This window comes from Enterococcus sp. XAF26B05_ASV22, from assembly GCF_056727285.1.
In genome coordinates, this window is record NZ_CM161538.1 from 2776053 (window position 1) to 2797114 (window position 21062).

Consider the following 21062-nt stretch of genomic DNA (forward strand, 5'->3'; position numbering starts at 1 on the left):
AGCAAAACTATTTTTAATTGATTTTCTATTACTGCTGTTCGCTATCTGATAAAGTGTTATAAAGAATAACTACAGTTGAAACAACACAGACCACGATTTGAATCAGTATATTGTCCGAAAAGTTCTCAGTAATTTTAATTGTAGCAATTGTCAAAAAGAAACACATTGCTAAGATAACTGCTAATTTTACTCGTTTAAATTCTTGCTGGATTCGATAAACCGTCTCAACTGGAACGCCTTTTTGTTTAGCAATCGTTCGTAGTTTATTCTTACCGACTAATTGCCACATGACATCACGATAGAGTCGTTTAGCTTCTGCATTTCTGGTAAATACAGAATAAGTTTCTTTCGTTTGCTTTTTTCCTGGCTTTAAGTTTAGCTTGATTAAACGTGGATGTAGTAACTGATCATTACGACTAACCCACGAAAGCACTTCCCGCCAATCATTTAACGTCAGCTCTGGTGAAGTCAATACAATTAAATCTAACTCTAAATCTTCCAATTCATTAAAAAAAACAAGTAGTTGCTGGTAATCTCTGGAAATAACTTCTAAAAAAGCAATGACTAAACAATCACCTGGTTCCGTATAATCCAATAATCTCTGATAATCACTGTCAGGATCTTGGAATACGTCATAACTATGATTGTCATCTGAAAAAATTTCGTCTAATTCGTACGATTCTAAAACATCAAATTGCTGATTCAATTTGTTTCCACGAGCATAGCCTATATTCATCGTTATCTACTTCCTCGTTTCGTTAATTTAGTCTTGCGCTCATTTGGAAATTGCCGCTGACCGCTGGATTTTGAAAGAGAATTTCGCTTCTCAAGTTGGGCAATTTTCTTTGTCATCTCTGTATTTCTTTGAATGATAGTCATGAGCAAGAGGCTATGGATAAATATGATTAATCCAAGAGCAATTAATAGTAAATACACAAAGAATCTTCCTTTTCTATTAGATTTAAGAATCCAACGCTTTCTACTTGGCATTGCATAAACTTGCTCTTATTGTCCACTATTCTCAATTTTCCCTAATTGATTCTCCTTATAATTCCAACTGTATGGTGTAGGCGAAATAGTAGAATCAACAGTTGGTTCTACGTAAATTGTCAGCCAATAATTCGTATCTTCCGTAATATCTAATTTAATTTCACCGTCTCTTTTCACTTTTCTATCATGTGGCACATCACTTGTTGTCGCGATATATCCACTAAAACGATAATATTCTGGGACCATTAAGGTTACTAATAATTGATGATGACCGCCACTCTTAGCTAATTTTACCGATGAGTAATCAATATCTTCCCCATCTTTTCCTGAAGTCACCGCTAAATTAAATAGATTACTATTTTTATCAATTTTTCCATTATCTATCTGAACGTACCCGTCACTCGGTGAAATTACTTCACTATTGCCTGATACTATCATCTGTCTAACATTCAATTGTATCAGCTTGTTGTAGTAGTAAGTTACGGTATAGTTTTTGTTTACCTTCTCAATAGATACTTTAGCATCTGGACCCGTTGCTACGTCAGTTCCAGCGTCAATTTTATAACTATCTATGACATAATTATCAATGTTCATAACTATCTTTTCATAATTACTGTCTTTAGGAATATCTTGATATGAATCAGCCTGAAGTTGTGTTCCTTCGGTATCGAAATACTTTTCAAAAACACGAAACTCATTCATCAAATCCTTGATTTGAATTGTTTTTACTTTGCTCACATTATTTGAACGATCAACTGATACTATATGAATATATTTTTCCAAATCAGTTATTCCATTGATGCCAGAAATTGTCCCTTTGGTATCATAGTCGACTAAGTTCGCGTCTTGTGTAGGATCATAATTTGGATCTGCTGGATTTGTACTTCCTGTTGGTGCCACATAAATATCATATTTACTAGAACCAATCCGACCGAATTCATCCTTATATCCTTCAACAGTCCCTGCTAAAGTTGAAGTCGCAGAATTGTCGATTTTATAAAAATAGCCAGCTATATTACTCATAATGGTCTCTTTTACGACATCTGATTTTTTTAAGCCACTGGATATCGTATCTGCTTCGATATACCACTGATACTCTTTCCCTTGATCCATACTATCAATTTCAATGTCAAAATTATCTACGCTACCACCCGGTTTCTGTACAGCATTTGCCAGTGCTGGCGCTCGATCATCTTTAACAGTTTGATCTTGTGCCGTTGTTTCAAAAGAAACCTGAGCTAAATTGTATAATGTATTTGCTATGATTTTTCGTTCATCAGAAGTAGATGTTCCATTACTATGACCCGTTTGGATCATACCAAGATTATTAGTGGTGGCTAGATAAAAGGTTGGATCTGCACTGCCATCCCCCGGTTTATCCCAATTAAATGGTGCTTCAAATTCTAACCATTTAGTTGTTTTTGAGTTAGGCAAAATCCCTTGCCCCCACGTATGTGTAAGTGGAATTTTTAATTCCATATCATTCTGTAGCTCGTACGGATATTTCATTAAATAGCCATTATTAGTTATTTTTACATTTGTACTTCCAATTTGAAAAGACTTTGCTTGCAATTTAAACCCTAATTGACCCGCAAAGCTATTAAAATTCGTATGACCACGATCATTAGGGGTAATCGTATCGTGCCCAAAAAGAACGCCTCTTCCAGAATCAATAAATTCTTGTGTTGCGTTTTTTGCAGTAACCGAGATATCTAAATGATTATTGTAATCCCAAGAACCAAACATGATAACATCATATTGAAATTCGCCTTTTGCGTCCTTTAGATAGCCATTGGGATTAGTTCCGTAGTTGTTTTGACTTACGGCCTTAACATTAATTAATTTTTCGCCACTAGAATTTTTTAAATTTAAACCATCCATCCAGCTTTTCAGTGTGTTAGATCCTGCTATATCTGGATAAATATTCAGAACTTTTATTGGTTTCCCATAATTTAGGGAACGTACACTCCAAGATTTGCCATCTTCCGATTGATATAGTTGATATCCTGACTTACTCAAGTCCTTTACACTATCCCATTCTAGATCAGCATAACTTTTTTTATCTAGTCCACTCCATCTATTTTCAGCTTTTAACCTAAAATCTCTTTTAGTTACCACAGTAGAAGCCTTCAAATCACCTTGCCCCACAAAAAGATAGCCGCTAATAACAAATAAAACAAGTAGTAAAAAAAGACTCATTTTTTTCTTTTTACTCTTCAATTTCTGTCTTTGCTTTTTCATTTTATCTCCTTCTTTTCAAAACTTATCAAATCAATGATTTCTTCCTAGAAAACACTCATTTCATGAGTGTTGAATTGAAATAGGCATACATGGAATAATTATTCCATGTGCCTATCCTTACTCCGCATGTTCAGCTAACTTTTTATCGATTGCCTCTAACGCTCCACTGCTAGGTGTAGACCCTTGCCACCATGCATCACGATAAGCATATTTAGCACAATTAATCGCTTCTACTTTTACTAATAAGTTAAAAGTTGCATTGTGATACTCTAGTCCTAAATCTTGTTTTAATTTGACCTCAGTGAATAAGTTTTTAGTAGTATTATTGGGAGTGCCTGACTTTAAAACATTTAAATAGTAATAATAACCATCTTCACCTAATGTCCAATCCGTAAGATTCAGCTCTAAAAGAACCTCTTCTCCAATTTTTGAGGGTAATAATCGCGTGCTTTCGCCATTTTCTAAACGAATTTCTGGCTGAAGCATCACTCGGACAAACTGATCTACTGTTCCTGTATTTTCTACTGATACTTCCTTTGTAACTGATTCATTTGGCTTAATTGTTGTTGGCTCCGTAAAAACTTCTTTCACTTTCGTCTGAAGATTGCCAACCTGAAAAAGATTAACTTTCTCCTCACTCATCATCATCGCTGCATATGCTGTTACACTTCCAATAAGTAAAAGCACAGCAAGGACAGGCAGTATCCATAAAAAATGAACAACTTTTTTCTTTGATTTCATTTTGAATCCCCTCCTAATGAACTTTTTCACGATATATCGCTTCCAGATATGAACTAGAAGGAATATTCCAGTTCTCCATTAGAGATTTTGTAACATCGTGAGCATCCATAACTGGAATCAACTGATATAAAGAACTCTTATACTTGTTTGGTAACATTCGATCTAACGTAATACTTTCGATAAGCAATGTCGTTTTTTCCTTTGGCTGCAATACTTCTGAATAATAAAAATACCCATCAGAATAATACCAATAATTTTGTGTTTCAGGCATTGGTTTATTATTTTCATCATAAATGTCATTATCATTAAATTGAATCGTTAAATACTTCAGTGCCTCGATCGGTCGAGTTCCTTTGTAGACATAAGCTGTACTTACGTTTTTTTTATCGGCTTTGTAAACCTCTGAAGCTACATAATACGTTTCAGAAGCAATCTTATATGTACTGCCTTTTTCCCAAGTAGCAGTATCTTCCATTGTTAAATCTGATCCACTTGAACTACTTACAATTTTTTGGTTACCATTACCAACGCCATCAGTCATATCAAGCTCAAACTGGGCAAAAAATTCATACAAAGATATCCGAACGATGGCTGGCATTTGTCCGTTGTTCCTCACTAGCAATTTCTTTTCAGTAGTCTTCCCTTGCGCCCATTGTAGATTTGGGGTGAAGACTTCATCGATTGCCGCGGATAGTTTCTTAGTATTAGGATTGCTTTGATTGATTTTTTCATCACTATAGGTAATCCACGAGTATGTACTTCCTACTACAAGTAGTAGGCTTAAAAATACAGAAAATACAGCCAAAAAAGGTTTATTTTGATTGATTATTTTCAACAATTTTTTCTTTCTACTCAATTGTCTCCCCCTTCCTCTACTCTACATTTTCTTGTTCTTCTTTACGTTTTTTCCATAATAAAATTGCAATTAACATCAATAAAAGTCCTGCCAATGTTTTATAAATCAAATTTTTAATTTCTTCGCCAGTCATCGGGAACATCCCTTTAGATGCTGGTTTACTTGGTCGATCTGTACTACTATCTTTAGTCTCTGACGTTTTTGGCTGATTTTTAGTTGCGACAAAAGTCCAGTGATACAACAACTGGCTTTCTTCTTTATAATCTGCCTGGTTCAAGTCTTTATCAACCTCGAACACTGCATTTAAAATTTGATCTTTACCATATTCACATGTTCCTACTATCAATGGTTGAACTGTCCAATCAAATTCTCCATTCCCTAATAACGGTCCCTGATAAATTTTTTTTCCGTCAATGGACAAGGTCAATGTGATCGATTTGTCAAAATCAATCACCCCTTTTTTATTATCTGGGGTTACTAAGATTCCTAATTCAAACGGTTCTTTTACATCCAGACTACGAATCGTAATCGTTTTTTCATAGCTTTCTCCAGGTAAGACATTCGGCAAATCAACATAATATTCTCCTTCCGAAGAGGCAGATATTCCTGTTTCATCGCCAATGACCACCCCTGGAGGAAGGGTTTGACTGGCAATAGCTAGTAACGTTCCACTTGTGAAAGTGATAAAAACACTTAATAAACTGTATAAAACCAATAATAGTAGACGTTTTTGTACTTGATATTGCTGCATCTTTTTATCCCCTTCCCTTTACTTTTTCATAACTAGAATTTAGCTTGCTGCTTGTTCATCTAAATAAGCTGTAATTTTTTTAGTTTCTGAGTCGTCTGCTCCATTTAAGTTCCAACCAGTGCTATCAGTTAACGCTTCTTTAGTTGCTTGAATAGCTTCCATTTTTACAATTAAATCATATGTTGCATTTGTATACTCTGTTCCAATATCGTTTGTAAAAATTAGTTTTTTCAACAAATGCGGTGTTGTCGCACCTGAGATAACTGGACTCGTGAAGTAGAAATAGCCATCCTCTTTGTTGTAAGCCCATTTATCTTTAGCTAATGCAGCAGTTGTCACCATATCTGTACCATATTCTACTCTGATTCCACTCACTCCTAGAGCTACTTTATCCGCTTGAACGCCTTTTTTCTCTGAATTTGCAACTGGAATTTGATCACCATCTGTTGCTGGTGTTACTGCAGGAAGTGCATCTAATCCTAAAGCTTTGCTTGTGTAATCGTAATCAACATCATATTTTTTGCCTGCACTACCTAAAAGTGAAGCTTTAGCTGTAGTCGCATCTGCTGAAGCACCTTCTAAAGAAGAAGCAGCCCAGTTTGTTGCCATATTGCTATAGCCACCTTTATAAACTGAATATTCAGCTTTTGACATCACAAAGTTCCAATCTTCGATTTGTGACCCAACAGCATTTCCGCCTGCCACAGATACTTCTGTTTCCATCGCTTGGTATTTACCACTAGCGTATTCAAAGAATGCAGAATAACTGAATGTTGTATTTTCAGCACCAGTTACAGGATCTTTAGTAACTGAACCTTTTGCATAAACTTTAACACCTGCTGGTAAAGCGGCATTAGAGCCATCTTTTACCTTAGCTGTAACATCTATGTAGTCGCTCTCTGGACCCGTATACTTTTCTCCATCATATTCGACTGGAATATCATCAGATAAAGACAAGACTTCATTCGCTTTCCAACCTGTCGTACGATTCGTTACAGCGCCTTTTTCTGTTAAATGTTTTAATACTTCTTCGTATGAAACACGCACAAACACTGGAGTATCACCAGAATTCGTAACCGCTACTTCTTTTGTGGCATTCGTACCTGGAACGATTGGTTTTGGCTTCCAATTTTCTTCAACACTGACACTACCATCTTTAATTGCGGCAGTTTTCACACGGTTAATTCGTTGGTCTTGAGAATTGATCCACGCAAAGGTACCTGCAGCTGGAGCTAATAATGCTAGACACGCTGGAGCTACCAGCTTTTTCTTTTTGTTTTTTTTCATTTTAAATAATCCTCCTATAAAAATATAATATATATATTCTCACTTTACCTTATTAGATAAGGCAAAGTGGTAATATCATCGTTCATATGCTGGGCGTCTTCTGTTTTTTCGCCTAACAGGTTCTTCTTTGGGTGAAAATAAATAGGCTTTAAGCACTAAGAAAAAGCCGTATAATGACAAAATACAAACCAAGCAAGCCCAAAATTCTTCACGAGCAAATTCTATAACGCTCCCTACTTTTGGCACTGCAAATACTACTTTTCCAAGTACTCGATCTGCTTCTACGGGTGGATCATTGGTTTTATTGGCATCTCCTTTGGTAATAAGGTAATCTCCTTTTTCTCCATTTAACTCACCTTTGCGTTCTACTACTCTATGAGTCAGATACCGTGAACCATCGCCCACACCAAATGTGACAATATCATCTTTTTTTACCTTATCGCCATCCATCAATTTAACAACAACAATATCTCCAGCGTAAAAACCACCTTTTGGTCCATTTTCTTGTGGCACCATAGAATTAGTCAAAACGGTGTAAAATCGATAACCAAAAATCGATGCTGTCGACTTTGAGCTAAATGAAAACATTACAGACATCAAAATAATGCCAATGATAACAACATAAAAAATTAGATTACCTAGGTAAGCAAATACCAATAGTCCTGGACTTTTAGGAGCCTGATTTGGGAGCTTGCCTCTATAGTTCTCCCTCACCTTTCGTTCTTGAGCTGTTCGACGAGGTCTTACTTGACGAGGATATTCTTGATAGCTTGAGCCTCTAGGGTTTTCAGAAATTTTACCGCGAGAGCCTTGCGCTACCGGCCGTAATCTTGGCTTTTTTCTAGGCTGTCCCTCTCTCACCTTTTCCGAATATAATCTCTTAGATTCTGTATATCCACGCGAACGCTTTTCCGGAGTACTCTGCCTAGCCTTTTCGTCTTTAGTACGTACACTCTTTCTGACAGGCGTTTTTCTCGGCATATATATGCTCCTTTCATTTAGTTGGATATTCTTAACGGCTACTTTCTATTGTAAAAAAATAAAATTCATACTTTTCAGCAACTAATTAAAAAATATACTAAAATAATAATTTTCTCATCTATATAAAACTATAACCACTTGTTATTTTTATGTCAATAATTATATGAAAATTTCTTTGTAATATTTTTTACTAAATGAGGAAACTTAATTTCTATTAAGAACTCAAACTAATCTATATGTAAAATAAAAAAATAAAAACCCAGGTTGAAAAGGCTTTATTCTCATATATAAACATTTTTGCAAAAAAAACATATAATAAACGTTTTAAAAAAAGGTAAAAAAGACAATTATCTAATCTTTAAATAAACAAAATAACAAAATTCGTTTTTGTTATTTTATAAAAAATAAAACAAAGTAAATAAAAAGAATCGAATAACCCTTAAAATATCAAAAAAATAAAAATTTAACATCTGAATATATAAAAAAACCACACAATTCACCTATCTAAGGCAGGTGAATTGTATAGTTATTTGAATTTCATATTTTTCAACTAAGCATTAAATAAACTGCGTGTTGCGTCTCTAATTTTTTGTGCGACATAAGGATTATTCATCGTATACAAATGGATCCCATCTGCTCCTTGGGCAACTAAATCTACAATTTGATTAATGGCATAGGCAATTCCTGCATCACGAATAGCCTCTGGATTGTGCTCGTAGCGTTCCATCATTTTTAAAAATTTTGTTGGTAAGGTAACACTCGACATCTTTATCATACGCTCTATTTGCTTTCTATTCACTACAGGCATAATACCAGCTTGAATCGGCACATTGATATTGGCAATATCACACTTTTCTTTAAATGTATAAAAATAGTTATTATCAAAAAATAATTGTGTAATCAGCTGGTTAGCACCCGCATCAACTTTGCGTTTTAAGTTCCGAATATCTTCAACAGAACTCTCTGCATCTCCATGCGTTTCGGGATAGCAAGCACCGATAATATTAAAATCTCCTTGTTCTTGGATAAACGCGACCAGATCACTGGCATAGGAAAAATCTTTCTTGGGCTCTTTGTTTGGTAAAATATCGCCTCTTAAAGCTAAAATGTTTTCTACCTTTTTTTCTTTTAGTTCTTCCAAAATAATAAGAATCTCATCTTTTGAAAAATTCACAGCAGGCAAATGTGCCACACTTGGCAAAAATTGTTCCTCTTGTATTTTCTGAGCAATCTCTGCGGTACTCAAGTTTTCACCAGTTCCCCCCGCACCTAACGTCACACTGATAAAATCAGGTTGTTGTTCTTTCATACGATCCAATGTATGGTAAATCGTTTCAATGGGTGCTGTTCGTCTAGGCGGAAAAATTTCATAAGAAAAGACGGTCTTTTTTTTGAATAAGATATCCGTTCTCATCTAAATCCCTCCACGTACCTTTTTTGCCGCAAGTACTAAATTTTTCAAGCTGGATTCCGTTTCTAGTACTCCTCTTGTTTTCAAACCACAGTCAGGGTTGACCCAAACTTTTTCAGTCGGTAATTTATTGAGAATATTGTGAATGGTTTCTTCGATTTCTTCCACTGAAGGAACACGCGGAGAGTGAATATCATATACTCCTGGTCCAACTTGAGTTTGAAAGTCAATTGCTTTTAATGCATCTAAAATGTCTAAATTTGAACGAGAAGCTTCAAATGAAATAACGTCCGCATCCATATTATCGATATCCTGAATAATATCAGCAAATTCGCTATAACACATATGTGTATGAATTTGAGTTGTCGGCTGTACTTTGCTGTGAACGAGACGGAAAGCGGGAATCGCCCAATCTAGATATTCAGAGTGCCAATCTGTTTGACGTAATGGCAATTTTTCCCGCAGAGCTGCTTCATCGATTTGAATAATTTCAATTCCGTTAGCCTCTAAATCCAATACTTCTTCTTGAATCGCTAATGCTAACTGAAGCGTTGATTCTCTTAAGCTGATATCTTCACGAGGGAATGACCAATTCAAAATCGTTACAGGACCTGTCAACATTCCTTTCATCGGTTTGTCCGTTAAAGTTTGAGCATACTTAGAATAAGCAACTGTGATTGGATTTGAGCGTGAAACGTCCCCCCAGATGATTGGCGGTTTTACACAACGAGTTCCATACGATTGAACCCAAGCTTTTTCAGTAAACAAATAACCTGCTAAACTTTCACCAAAGTACTCAACCATGTCATTGCGTTCAAATTCACCGTGAACTAAAACATCCAACCCGATGTTTTCTTGAAAAGCGACACATTCCGCAATTTTTGCTTGGTTAAAAGCAGTATATTCAATTTCAGTAATTTCACCTTTTTTAAATTTCGCCCGATTTTGTTTGACTTCATTTGTTTGCGGGAATGAACCAATCGTCGTCGTCGGTAAAATGGGTAGTGTCAATTTATCCTTTTGAATCTCTGCACGATCCGCTAAGATGGGTAAACGAATAAAATCCTTCTCAGTTAATGATTCAACTTGCTGTGCTACTTGTTTATTTCTAGAAAAGCGTTCTTGCTCGAATAGCGCAGTGTTAGCATCCAACAGCTCTTGATTGTCTTTTTTATTCTCAACTATTTTCTTTAAATCGGTCAGTTCAGCTAATTTTTCTACAGCAAAAGCAAAATAATTTGTCACCTCTTTGGTCAATGCTGATTCATTGGCTAACGTAAAAGGAACATGAAGCAGTGAACAAGATGTGTTTAACACAATATTGCCAAATGATTGTATTTTTTCAAGTAATGCCAACGTAGCTTGATAGTTGTTTTTCCAGATATTTTTCCCATTTACGACTCCTGCGAATAATATTTTATCTTCTGGAAATCCATGTTCCTCAAGTAAACTTAGTGTCTTCCTTCCTTCAACAAAATCTAAGCCGATTCCATCAAAAGGTAATTCAATCAATTCCTGATACGCATCTCGGACGTCTCCAAAATACGTTTGCACTACTATTTTTACGTTGCCTTTTTTCGCTAATAATTTTTGGTACAATTCTTTAAATTGTTTAACTTCAGCAGGTGATAGATCCAAAACTAAAGCTGGTTCATCGATTTGAAGCCATTCACCTCCTAGTTCTTTTAACTGATCAAAGATTTGTGCATAGGCAATAATCGCTGCTTCATAAAAATCATGTGCTTGTTTTGATCCGTGATACGTAGCTAATTTTAATAACGTAAAGGGACCTACTATAGTTGGACGAGTAATGATCCCTGCTTCTTTTGCTTCCTTAAAGTTGGTGAAAAGCTTATCTCCAACCAGCTTAAGTTCTGTCTCATCATCGAGTTCTGGAACCATATAATGATAATTAGTGTTGAACCATTTTTTCATGGCTAAAGCTGTAACATCACCCGCTTCTCCTTGATAGCCTCTAGCCAACGCAAAGTAAGTCTCTAAAGGGGATAATTGCAGCGCTTGATATTTTTCTGGTACGATATTCAGTAAGACTGCAGTATCTAATGTTGTATCAAAAAATGAAAAATCACCACTTGGAATAAAATCGATTCCCTGATCGACTAACAATTGCCAATGTTTGTTACGCAATTCTTTTCCTTTTGCTTCTAATTCGTCTGCTGAGATTTCTTTTCTAAAATATTTTTCTGTTGCAAATTTCAATTCTCTCAACTCTCCCACACGTGGAAACCCGATAATAGATGTTTTCATACTTTTACTCCTCCTATAAGGTATTGAATCTACTTTACCACGTGAAAGAAATATAGAATAACATTTATTTTCTATCAGTTTATATAGTTTAAAACTATACACTTGCATTGAATCTTTCAAAAAAAATAAGCTGGGACATAACTCTACAGTCATATCTCAGCTTCAAGGAGTCCGAATAAACGGTAGGAGAATAAACAACTCTCTCTTATTTCTCGGAGTTAAGCATTGCTCTCCCATCCTTGTTCTATTTTACTGTTTTGATTGCTCCACTAAAAATTCTTTTGCTTCTTTATTCACCACTTTTAAATCAACACCTTGTTTTGTTGCCGCAAACATACAGCCACAATAGCATTGACGATATACATCGTATTCTTTACACAACTCGATTGAACGCTTATATCCGTTATTCTTCTTGAAATCACTAGGCAAATAATTGGTTGCATAAAATTTTTGAATATCAATGCCAATTTCATTGATCAATTGGCTATTTTTTTTCGGAGAGAGTGTTAGTGCACTCCCAAAGTAATCATAGCCTAATTCTTGTGCTTTTTCCGCAACAATGTCTAAGCGCATTTGAAAACAAGCAGAGCATCTTTTTCCGCCTTCGGGTTCTTCTGTCAATTTATTTTCCTGCACCATCTGAATGAATTTATTTGGTTCGTAAGGTGCCGCTAAAAACTGAACTTGGTTATTGGTTTGCTCATTGAATTTCTCTACAAATTTTTGTTGCACGATTTCGCGGCGTTGATATTCTGCTCTTGGATGAATATTGGAGTTAGCGAAAAAAATCGTAACATTCGCATAGTTCGTTAGATACTCAAGCGAATAGGTACTGCACGGCGCACAACAGCTGTGAAGCAAAATAGTTGGACGAACCTCCAATTTTTCCCATTCTGCAATCACTTTTTGCAAAACACGATCATAATTGATTTTCTGATTCGGAGACATTTTCTCCGTTATTTCTGTTACATTTATCAATGAATTGCCTCCATATAATAAAACGTTATGTAAACCCGTTCGTTTTTTAATTTTTGTTTATTCGTTAAAAAGATTTGTGCATCTACGTCAATCATTTCTGATTTCACTTTCCTTAATCCTAGCTGAATAACGACTTTACGTCAATCATCTTTTTGGGTTTTCTCAACAAGTACAGAATGGATAAAAACACACGGAGAATTTATTTTTTCTCCGTGTGTTACTATTGTTATTCGGCTGATTTTATTACCTTAAAGTAATCAATATGGGCATGCTCATAATCCATCACTTCAAAAGTAAAACGATCGATTTTTATTTGATCTCCTACAACAATTTGATTGTTTTTTTGCTCCACGATAAAGCCTGCTATCGTAGACATTTCAGAGTTTTCAAACAATGGAATTTTAACATTGAAATAGCGTTCAAAATCATCCAACGTGATTTTCCCTGAGACGATATAAGAATTATCTGCTTCTTTTGCAATCAACGCATTTTCTAAATCTGTTTCATCCCTGATATCTCCAACTAGCTCTTCTAAAATATCTTCAATCGTGACCATTCCTGTTGTTCCACCATATTCGTCTTTTAAAATCGCAATATGTTTTCCTTCTTTTCGCATCATCGTTAACAAACTTTTGATTGGGATAGTAGCCAAAGCAATGATTGGCTCCTCTACTAATTCGCCGACTTTTCTTTGATCGTTGATAAACGATTCTTTGATTAAGGCGGGCAACGTTACATACCCCAATACATTATCTTTCGATTCATCAATGACTGGATAGCGAGTATGTCCTCTTTTCAAAGAGTGTTGAATAGCCTGCGCCACCGTTTCATCTGCTTCAAAAACTTCCATTGAGGTGCGATCGACCTGAATTTCTTTAGCAAGGGTATCATCGAATTCGAACACATTTTCCATATAATGATATTCCTCTTTAGTCAGTTCCCCTTTTTTATACGAATCAACGGCTACATATAACAATTCTTCCTGCGTCAATGTTTCTTCGCCTTCTGAAACTAATTTTATCCCTAATATTTTTCCAAGTTTCGCTGCAGAATGGTTCAACAACCAAATAAAAGGATACATCACTTTATAAAAATAATGCAGAGGTTTTACAATGGCTAAAACAACCTTTTCAGTTTGGGCAATACTGTAACTTTTTGGCAGTAACTCACCGACCACAACATCCACATATGTGACAATTGCAAATCCTAAAATCACTGAGACCGTCCGACTAAGCGCAGCGCTGACTGGTAAGTTCCCTATCAGCGGATGCAACAATGTCGCTACCGAACCTTCGCCAACCCACCCAATAATCAATCCTGTTAAAGTTATACCTAATTGACTGGCAGATAAATAAGCATCCAAATGATGTGTCACATGGATCGCCAACTCAGCATTTTTGACATTTTCTTTTTTCAATTGTTCTAATCTAGACATACGAATTTTTACTAGAGCAAACTCACTCGCGACAAAAAAAGCCGTAATCGCAATCATTAAAAATAATATAAAAAAATTTATTGCAAGCATCTTTTACACCTCATTTTTATTCTCTTTACTTATTATACTTGTCCTTTCGAAATAGCGCGAATAGGAACTATCGAATGAAAAAAGGCAGAGAAAAAAGCATTTAGCTCCGACAATTTCGACTTTTATTCGAAAGAGCTACTTTTTTCTCGCCGTTTAATTTAAGCTATTTTTATTTAGGATAACCCTTTTCGTTCCCTTAATCTAGTCTTCCGCGTATCACCAATAATCAACGGAACAGATTCATATTTTACTTCACTATATTCCAAACCAAACCAGTTTTCTGGCGTTGTCGTTCTTTTTTTGATTGCCAATTTTAATTGCATGATTTGACGGTCCCATTTCTTTAACTCCGTCACTTTAGATAGCTCTTCACGAATAATAATAAACTGGAAATCTCCGACTTCACGACCTGGTGTCAATGAATACTTCTGTGGTTGTTTAGGTAAACGACCTTCTTTCATTAAATCGTGAACGATTTGTCGAATATAAACATTGACCTCTTGCGCCACATGGAAACCAAGGTAAAGCTGTACTTGCACAATAAAATCTGTACCCATCATATCCACAGAATACTCCTTCGTAAACGGTTCGTCGGTTACTTCAACATTTACAAACCAATAGACATTTGCTCTTTTTGGTTGTTTATCTAAAATTGAATAGATGATTTGTCGTCCGATCTCGTCCCCAATCGTATCTGGTGTCATGAAAACAACATTTGTTTGAGATTTCGGAACGCTTGTATCGTCTTTTAATTGCCGTAATTGTTCAACATATTGTTTAAGCGGAACGGTATCCGATGTTTTCTCTTTGATAATATTGCCACATTCCCATATCGTCATTACCGCTAAGATCAACAACGCGATTCCGACAGCAACATAACCACCATGGAAGAATTTCGCAATACTTGAGACAAAGAAAATCGATTCGATACTTCCAAAGAATAAGGTAACCAGATAGGCAACCCATTTTGGTACACCTTTTTGTAGTAAATAAAACATCAATAAAATAGTTGTCATCAGCATCGTTACAGTGATTGAAAGACCATACGCTGCTTCCATATGCGTAGAGGTTCTAAACGTGATTACGATCAATGAACAGACAATCCATAACATCATATTGACTGCTGGAATATACATTTGACCAATATTCGCACCTGGATAAATAATTTTCAATCTTGGAAACAACTTTAATTTAATTGCTTCTGAAACTAAAGTAAATGAACCTGAAATTAAGGCCTGTGATGCAATTACTGCTGCCACTGTAGCAAAAACAACACCGATAAACATAATACTATTTGGCATCATTTGGAAAAATGGGTTTAGGTTTTCAATCGCTAAAATAGATGGATCATTTTTTGCGTTCAAAATCCAAGCTGCTTGTCCTAAATAGTTTAAAATCAAACAAATTTTGATATACGGCCAACTTGCACGTATATTGTGTTTACCAACATGTCCTAAGTCAGAATACAGTGCTTCTGCACCTGTTGTGGCCAAAAATACATTTCCTAAAACAAAGATCCCTAGTTTATTTTCAGGACTAAAAAGCAGATGGATTGCATAGTATGGATTCAACGCACGAAGAACGGTCCAATCTTGCCCAAAATTAATTAACCCCATGACACCTAAAAATGTAAACCATGCAAACATAATCGGCCCAAAAGCTTTTCCAACCGCATCCGTTCCGAAACGCTGAACAGAAAATAAGATAAGAATAATAACTAAGGTAATCATCACGATAATGTTTTGATTGCTCCCGAACCGATCAAAGAAAACTGGTATTCCCCGCAATCCTTCAATCGCAGTAGTCACCGTTACCGCAGGTGTCAATACGCCATCGGCTAATAACGCTGCACCACCAATCATGGCTGGAATAATCAAGTATTTTCCTTTTTTGCGCACAAGCGTGTATAAAGAGAAAATCCCCCCTTCACCATGGTTGTCCGCATTCAAAGCAATCACAACATATTTGATTGTTGTTAAAATCGTTAATGTCCAAAAGATTAATGATACCGCACCAATAATGAAATTCTCTGAAACATTTTGAAGACCACCATTGTCTCCCACGATCGCTTTCATCACATAAAGCGGACTTGTTCCGATATCTCCATAAACGACACCCATCGCTACTAAAAGACCAGCAGCCGTCAATTTCTGATGATGCGAAACTTTTGACTTCTCTACCACAAGATTCTCCTCCAATTTAAAAGCTAGGCAGGCTTGTATAACTCGGACTAAAGAATAGGGACCTTTATGTGTGACATTTTTTATCACTAAAAGGGTTCGTTCTCTTTCCCAAGAGTTAGCTTGCGAAGCTAGATGTTGTTAAAAGCCAAAGTATTTATTCAGCTTCAGCATGAAAACACAGTACCAAAATTTCCATTTTTAAATAAAACAAGAGACCTAAGTGAAACGACACTTGGCCCTTACACTTAGGTCTCGCAATTTCATTCTTAGACCAGTGTTTTCACACTTGCTGTTGATCTAAAAACATAGATAAACTATGTTGCTACTCCCCTAAGATTTTTATTTGGGCATCCAAATAAAAATATCGGTTGTTTAGTTATAATTAATTTAAAAAAACATCGCTAAAAAATCAAAACAACTGATTTTGATAACAACTATAATACTCCTTTACCATTTTAGCAAGCCTTTTATGTAAATAATTTCAATAGTCTTTTCACAGCGCCCTTTCACATAATTAAATATTTACAAAAAAAACGCCTGAAGTACTAAATTCTATTAAGGAATCAGTACATCAAGCGTTGCAGTTATTCTATTTTTATTCAGTTTCTTCTTCTGTTGAATAATGGAATTTGATCATCTCATTTACAAAAATTGGCACGATCGATAAGCCCATTACTAATAACCAGTGATTCATTCCAATTGGAACTAATCCGAACAGATCTTGTGTGAATGGTAATAAAGCAATAACTGTCGTAATAATAACAGCCAACACAGCCATTTCAAACAGTGATTTATTCGTTGATAATTTTACTCTAAAAATCGATTCTGTACTTCTAACATTAAAGACATGTAAAATCGATGAATAAGCTAAAATCAAGAATGCAACAGTTTGACCAATTTCATGACTTGCTTCGAAAAAGTATGACACTGAATCAACATTTGCACCCAAGTAAAAACCAAACAAGGTGATTACCGTGAAGACAAACGCATTGATCCCAATTTTCTGCCATAAACCACGAGCAAATATTCCTTCATTTCTTGGAATTGGCGCTTCATCCATGATCCCTTTTTCAGCTGGCTCTTTCCCTAAAGCAAACCCTGGAAGACCATCTGCCACAACGTTAACAAATAATAATTGAACCGCCGTAAATGGTGCACCCCAGCCTAATAACATCGCGATCAATACAATGAATATTTCTGAGATATTACAGCTCAGTAAAAAGTTTACCGCTTTACGAATATTTCGATAGACGGCCCGGCCTTGCCCTACTGCATCAACGATGGTTGCAAAATTATCATCCGTTAAAATCATATCCGCAGCTCCTTGAGCGACATCCGTTCCTGTAATACCCATGGCACATCCAACATCACTTGCTTTTAGAGCTGGTGCATCGTTGACTCCATCACCCGTCATAGCAACAACCGCTCCTGTACGTTGCCAAGACTTAACAATACGAATTTTATCCTCTGGTGTTACTCGAGCATAAACAGAAAGTGATTTCACTCGTGAATCTAGTTCTTCATCAGACATTTTTTGCAACTCTGATCCTGTCAAAGCTTCACTCTTATCTGTTAAAATCCCCAATTCTTTCGCAATCGCTCCTGCTGTTACTACATGGTCCCCTGTGATCATAACTGTTTTGATTCCAGCCTTTTTAGCTCTAGCAATAGCACCTTTACTTTCCGGTCTCGGCGGATCGATCATACCGATCAATCCTAACAGTCGCAGATTCTTCTCTAAAGCCTCTGAAGTGATTTCAGTTGGTTCTTCATCATAGATTGCATAACCAACTGCAATAACGCGTAATGCCCGTTTTCCAAATCGGTCGTTCACTACAGCTGCTTGATCTAAATCGCCAAAACGGAAACGTGTCAATAAAACATCAAACGCACCTTTGGTTACAGAGATATATTTTTTCCCCATTTTATGGACTGTTGTCATCATTTTACGCTCTGAATCAAATGGAATTTCACCGATTCTTGGGTATTTTTCTTCTAACTCAGCTTTTGTATGATAATTTTCTTCCACTGCGCGTACAATTGCAGCCTCCGTTGGATTCCCTTGGATAACCAGGTCGTCTCCTTCTTTGTCCACAATAACATCCGTACATAAAGAAGCCATTTTTAAAACTTCCATCGCTTCATCGGTCATTGCATCTTCGGTATCCGTTACTTCGTCTCCACGAGACCAGACACGTCTAACACGCATTTTATTTTGTGTTAACGTTCCTGTTTTGTCAGAACAAATAACGTTTGCAGTTCCAAGTGTTTCAACAGCTGGCAAACGGCGAATGATTGCATGTTTTTTAGCCATTTTCTGCACACCATAAGCGAGTGTTAATGTTACAATCACCATCAACGTTTCAGGTACCGCTGCTACTGCTAGCGATACTGCTGTCATGAACATTTCCAACATTGGCTCACCTTGTAATTCACCAATGATAAACACTAATGCTGCAGCACCTAACGCAATGAAACTGATACGCTTACCTAACTGATTCAAACGTTTTTGTAACGGTGTCTGCTGTGTCACGTCATCGTTCAATAATCCAGCGATTTTTCCCATTTCAGTTTGCATACCAGTTGCTGTAACGATTGCTCGACCACGACCGTTTGAAACCGTACAACCTTTAAATACCATATTGATTTGATCCCCGATTGGTGCATCAGATTTCCCTATGTACTCTGAATCTTTTTCAATAGGTTCACTTTCCCCGGTAAGGGCAGATTCTTCCACTCTAAGTTGCGATGCTTGAATCAAACGAGCATCTGCTGTAATCATCGAGCCTGATTCTAGTACAAGTATATCGCCAACAACAACATCTTCTGCATCGATGGTCTCTACTTTGCCATCACGTAAAACAGAACTGCTTTGCTTATTCATATCCTGCAATGCTGCTAACGATTTTTCAGCATTTCCTTCTTGAACAATGGCCAATACCGCATTGATGATCACAATTGCGATAATCAGAATCCCTTCAAAATAATCTCCATGATCCGTAGCAATTGCTGTATAAAACGAAATAGCTGCTGCAACTAATAAAATCATTGTGGTGAAATCAGATAAACTGTGAAGAAACTTTTTCAGGATCGATTCTTTTTTAGCTTCCTGAAACTTATTAGCGCCATGTTCATTAAGGCGTCTCTTTACCTCTTGTTCCGTTAATCCTTGCTCTTTATTTGTGTTCACTTCTTTGATAATTGTCTCGATAGGTTGTTTGTATGCTTCCATCCTATCCCCCCATTCTTATTTTTTCCTTCTATTAATATAGTATCTACATTCACTATACCATGTTTTTTTTTCAAACTTCAATAAATATGGCTAATTTTTTATTTTTTCTTCACACTTTTTTTGATTACTCACTCAGCCATTAAATAATTAGAGAAAGTGAAAAATAAAATTCTTTTATTTGAAAACGTTTTCTATCCGTGTTATTATACTTGTAGAAGGAAGGAGGATTAATCAGTTGGATTGAAGAATTTCTCGAAGCACGAAACGAATAAACACAAAATTGTTAGCAGAACAGGATTCACCTTTCAAAACAGTGTGTCTATGTAGAGTATAAAGATCATAAAAACATCTTTACAAATAGTGAGTATGTGTAAAAGGTTGGATGATTCATCCAAATAAATCAAAAAACACATATAAAGATTGTTTAATCAAAAAAAAAATTTAAGCAACGAAATGTAGAAAATGTAATGAAGACAAGATTTGGTTTATGAACAAGAAATTCAACTAATTACTTTGCATGTATAACGAAAAGTAAAAAAAACTCATTCGATACACTGATTCCTTCCAGAAACGAAAGCCAGGCTAATCGAGAAGCTTGGCTTTTTTCTCTATATTTTATCTGCATGATATTTGTAAGTGAAAGTAAGATATGGTATATTGACTATGCGCTTTTTATTTAATACATAAATTAGACTATTGGAGGGATTTGCATTGCCAAAAAAGAAGAACTCATCTTTTGAGAGTTCCATTCACGTCTACAGAGCCATGAAACGCATGACCCAACAGGAACTTGCTGACAAAGTGGGAGTATCTAGACAAACAATTATTCAACTAGAAAGAAATAGATACAATCCTTCCCTTTTACTGGCTCACGACATAGCAGACGTTTTCGAAGTGCCGATTGAACAGATTTTCACTTTCAAGAAATTAACCGAAGACGAGCAAACAGACGAAGAAACCGACTAACGGAAGGAAAGGATAAATTATGACTGAATCACTTAAATCTTTTTTTGATAACTTGCCTGTCAATCACTGGTCTAGCCTAGTGGTTATTGCACTATCCATTGTGTTTATCGTATATTCTGTTTACTTTTTCTTTAGTAAAGAAGGAAAAGACGAACGTGGAAAGAAAATTATTTCAGCAGCAAGTTTTATTTCTTTTATTATCACTTTAATTATACTATTTGCTTTAAGTAACTTATTCTACGATATTGCATCTTACAATGAATTAGCATATTCATGGATTTTGAATTTTGCTGTATTAATTATATCTGGTACTGAAGCTATTTGTATTATGATTTTAAAGAAATCAATTTAATAGATAAAAAAAAGAACTAACTCTTGTTAGTTCTTTTTTTTATCTATTCATGTTTATGGCCAACAAACTAACCGAGACCAACCGCCCACAGTATTTGCAACGATTGTTTCTGATCTATCCATAGTATCTTCAGAGTTCTTACTTCTTTCAAACGAAGCTCCTACTACTACATCAACTTTTTTTGAATCTTTTGTAGTTTCCATTTTTTCAATAGATAATTTTCTCATGATAATATTCCTCCCCTTACTTCAATACATAAATTATAAAACGTTCTCACGAATAAGTAAAGTTCTTTTTTCA

At 35.8% G+C, this 21062-nt stretch carries 16 protein-coding genes; 2 read left to right on the top strand and 14 right to left on the bottom strand.

Annotation, left to right across the window (positions count from 1 at the left end; translation table 11 throughout):
• Positions 1-28 precede the first annotated feature (28 nt).
• The 13 genes from AC1PU0_RS13775 to AC1PU0_RS13835 form a co-directional block, all read right to left on the bottom strand.
• Positions 29-736, bottom strand: a complete 708-nt coding sequence (locus AC1PU0_RS13775) for a recombinase family protein (protein WP_111248544.1) — start codon at positions 734-736, stop codon at positions 29-31.
• 269 nt (positions 737-1005) lie between these two features.
• The gene (locus AC1PU0_RS13780) at positions 1006-3231 is read right to left on the bottom strand and encodes a hypothetical protein (protein ID WP_206850694.1); all 2226 of its coding nucleotides are present in this window, start codon (positions 3229-3231) and stop codon (positions 1006-1008) included.
• A gap of 117 nt (positions 3232-3348) precedes the next feature.
• Positions 3349-3972, bottom strand: coding sequence for a TasA family protein (locus tag AC1PU0_RS13785; protein WP_069653840.1), 624 nt, complete (start codon positions 3970-3972; stop codon positions 3349-3351).
• Positions 3973-3985: 13 nt separating this feature from the next.
• Positions 3986-4828: a BsaA family SipW-dependent biofilm matrix protein gene (locus tag AC1PU0_RS13790; protein WP_206850693.1), complete on the bottom strand. Its 843-nt coding sequence runs from the start codon at positions 4826-4828 to the stop codon at positions 3986-3988.
• Positions 4829-4844: 16 nt separating this feature from the next.
• Positions 4845-5579, bottom strand: a complete 735-nt coding sequence (locus AC1PU0_RS13795; protein WP_206850692.1) for an LPXTG cell wall anchor domain-containing protein — start codon at positions 5577-5579, stop codon at positions 4845-4847.
• 39 nt (positions 5580-5618) lie between these two features.
• The gene (locus AC1PU0_RS13800; protein ID WP_479998487.1) at positions 5619-6866 is read right to left on the bottom strand and encodes a hypothetical protein; all 1248 of its coding nucleotides are present in this window, start codon (positions 6864-6866) and stop codon (positions 5619-5621) included.
• Positions 6867-6941: 75 nt separating this feature from the next.
• Positions 6942-7847: a signal peptidase I gene (locus tag AC1PU0_RS13805; RefSeq protein WP_206850690.1), complete on the bottom strand. Its 906-nt coding sequence runs from the start codon at positions 7845-7847 to the stop codon at positions 6942-6944.
• A 550-nt stretch (positions 7848-8397) separates the two neighbouring features.
• Positions 8398-9261: a methylenetetrahydrofolate reductase [NAD(P)H] gene (gene metF, locus AC1PU0_RS13810; protein WP_206834785.1), complete on the bottom strand. Its 864-nt coding sequence runs from the start codon at positions 9259-9261 to the stop codon at positions 8398-8400.
• On the bottom strand, positions 9262-11526 hold the full coding sequence (metE, locus tag AC1PU0_RS13815) for a 5-methyltetrahydropteroyltriglutamate--homocysteine S-methyltransferase (protein ID WP_206850688.1): 2265 nt from the start codon (positions 11524-11526) through the stop codon (positions 9262-9264).
• Between the two features lie 249 nt (positions 11527-11775).
• Positions 11776-12504 carry an epoxyqueuosine reductase QueH gene (locus AC1PU0_RS13820; protein ID WP_111248536.1) on the bottom strand — a complete coding sequence of 243 codons (729 nt, stop codon included), beginning with the start codon at positions 12502-12504 and terminating at the stop codon, positions 11776-11778.
• A 226-nt stretch (positions 12505-12730) separates the two neighbouring features.
• On the bottom strand, positions 12731-14029 hold the full coding sequence (locus tag AC1PU0_RS13825) for a hemolysin family protein (protein ID WP_206834790.1): 1299 nt from the start codon (positions 14027-14029) through the stop codon (positions 12731-12733).
• 173 nt (positions 14030-14202) lie between these two features.
• Positions 14203-16149, bottom strand: coding sequence for a KUP/HAK/KT family potassium transporter (locus AC1PU0_RS13830; RefSeq protein WP_181429552.1), 1947 nt, complete (start codon positions 16147-16149; stop codon positions 14203-14205).
• Between the two features lie 658 nt (positions 16150-16807).
• The gene (locus AC1PU0_RS13835) at positions 16808-19444 is read right to left on the bottom strand and encodes a calcium-translocating P-type ATPase, PMCA-type (protein WP_111248534.1); all 2637 of its coding nucleotides are present in this window, start codon (positions 19442-19444) and stop codon (positions 16808-16810) included.
• A gap of 711 nt (positions 19445-20155) precedes the next feature.
• Here AC1PU0_RS13835 and AC1PU0_RS13840 point away from each other — a divergent pair.
• Positions 20156-20410: a helix-turn-helix transcriptional regulator gene (locus AC1PU0_RS13840; RefSeq protein WP_069653851.1), complete on the top strand. Its 255-nt coding sequence runs from the start codon at positions 20156-20158 to the stop codon at positions 20408-20410.
• 19 nt (positions 20411-20429) lie between these two features.
• Complete coding sequence (locus AC1PU0_RS13845) at positions 20430-20762, top strand: hypothetical protein (RefSeq protein WP_069653852.1); 333 nt, start codon at positions 20430-20432, stop codon at positions 20760-20762.
• 53 nt (positions 20763-20815) lie between these two features.
• Here the strand turns inward: AC1PU0_RS13845 and AC1PU0_RS13850 are convergent, their stop codons facing one another.
• The gene (locus tag AC1PU0_RS13850) at positions 20816-20989 is read right to left on the bottom strand and encodes a hypothetical protein (RefSeq protein WP_167351504.1); all 174 of its coding nucleotides are present in this window, start codon (positions 20987-20989) and stop codon (positions 20816-20818) included.
• Positions 20990-21062 lie beyond the last annotated feature (73 nt).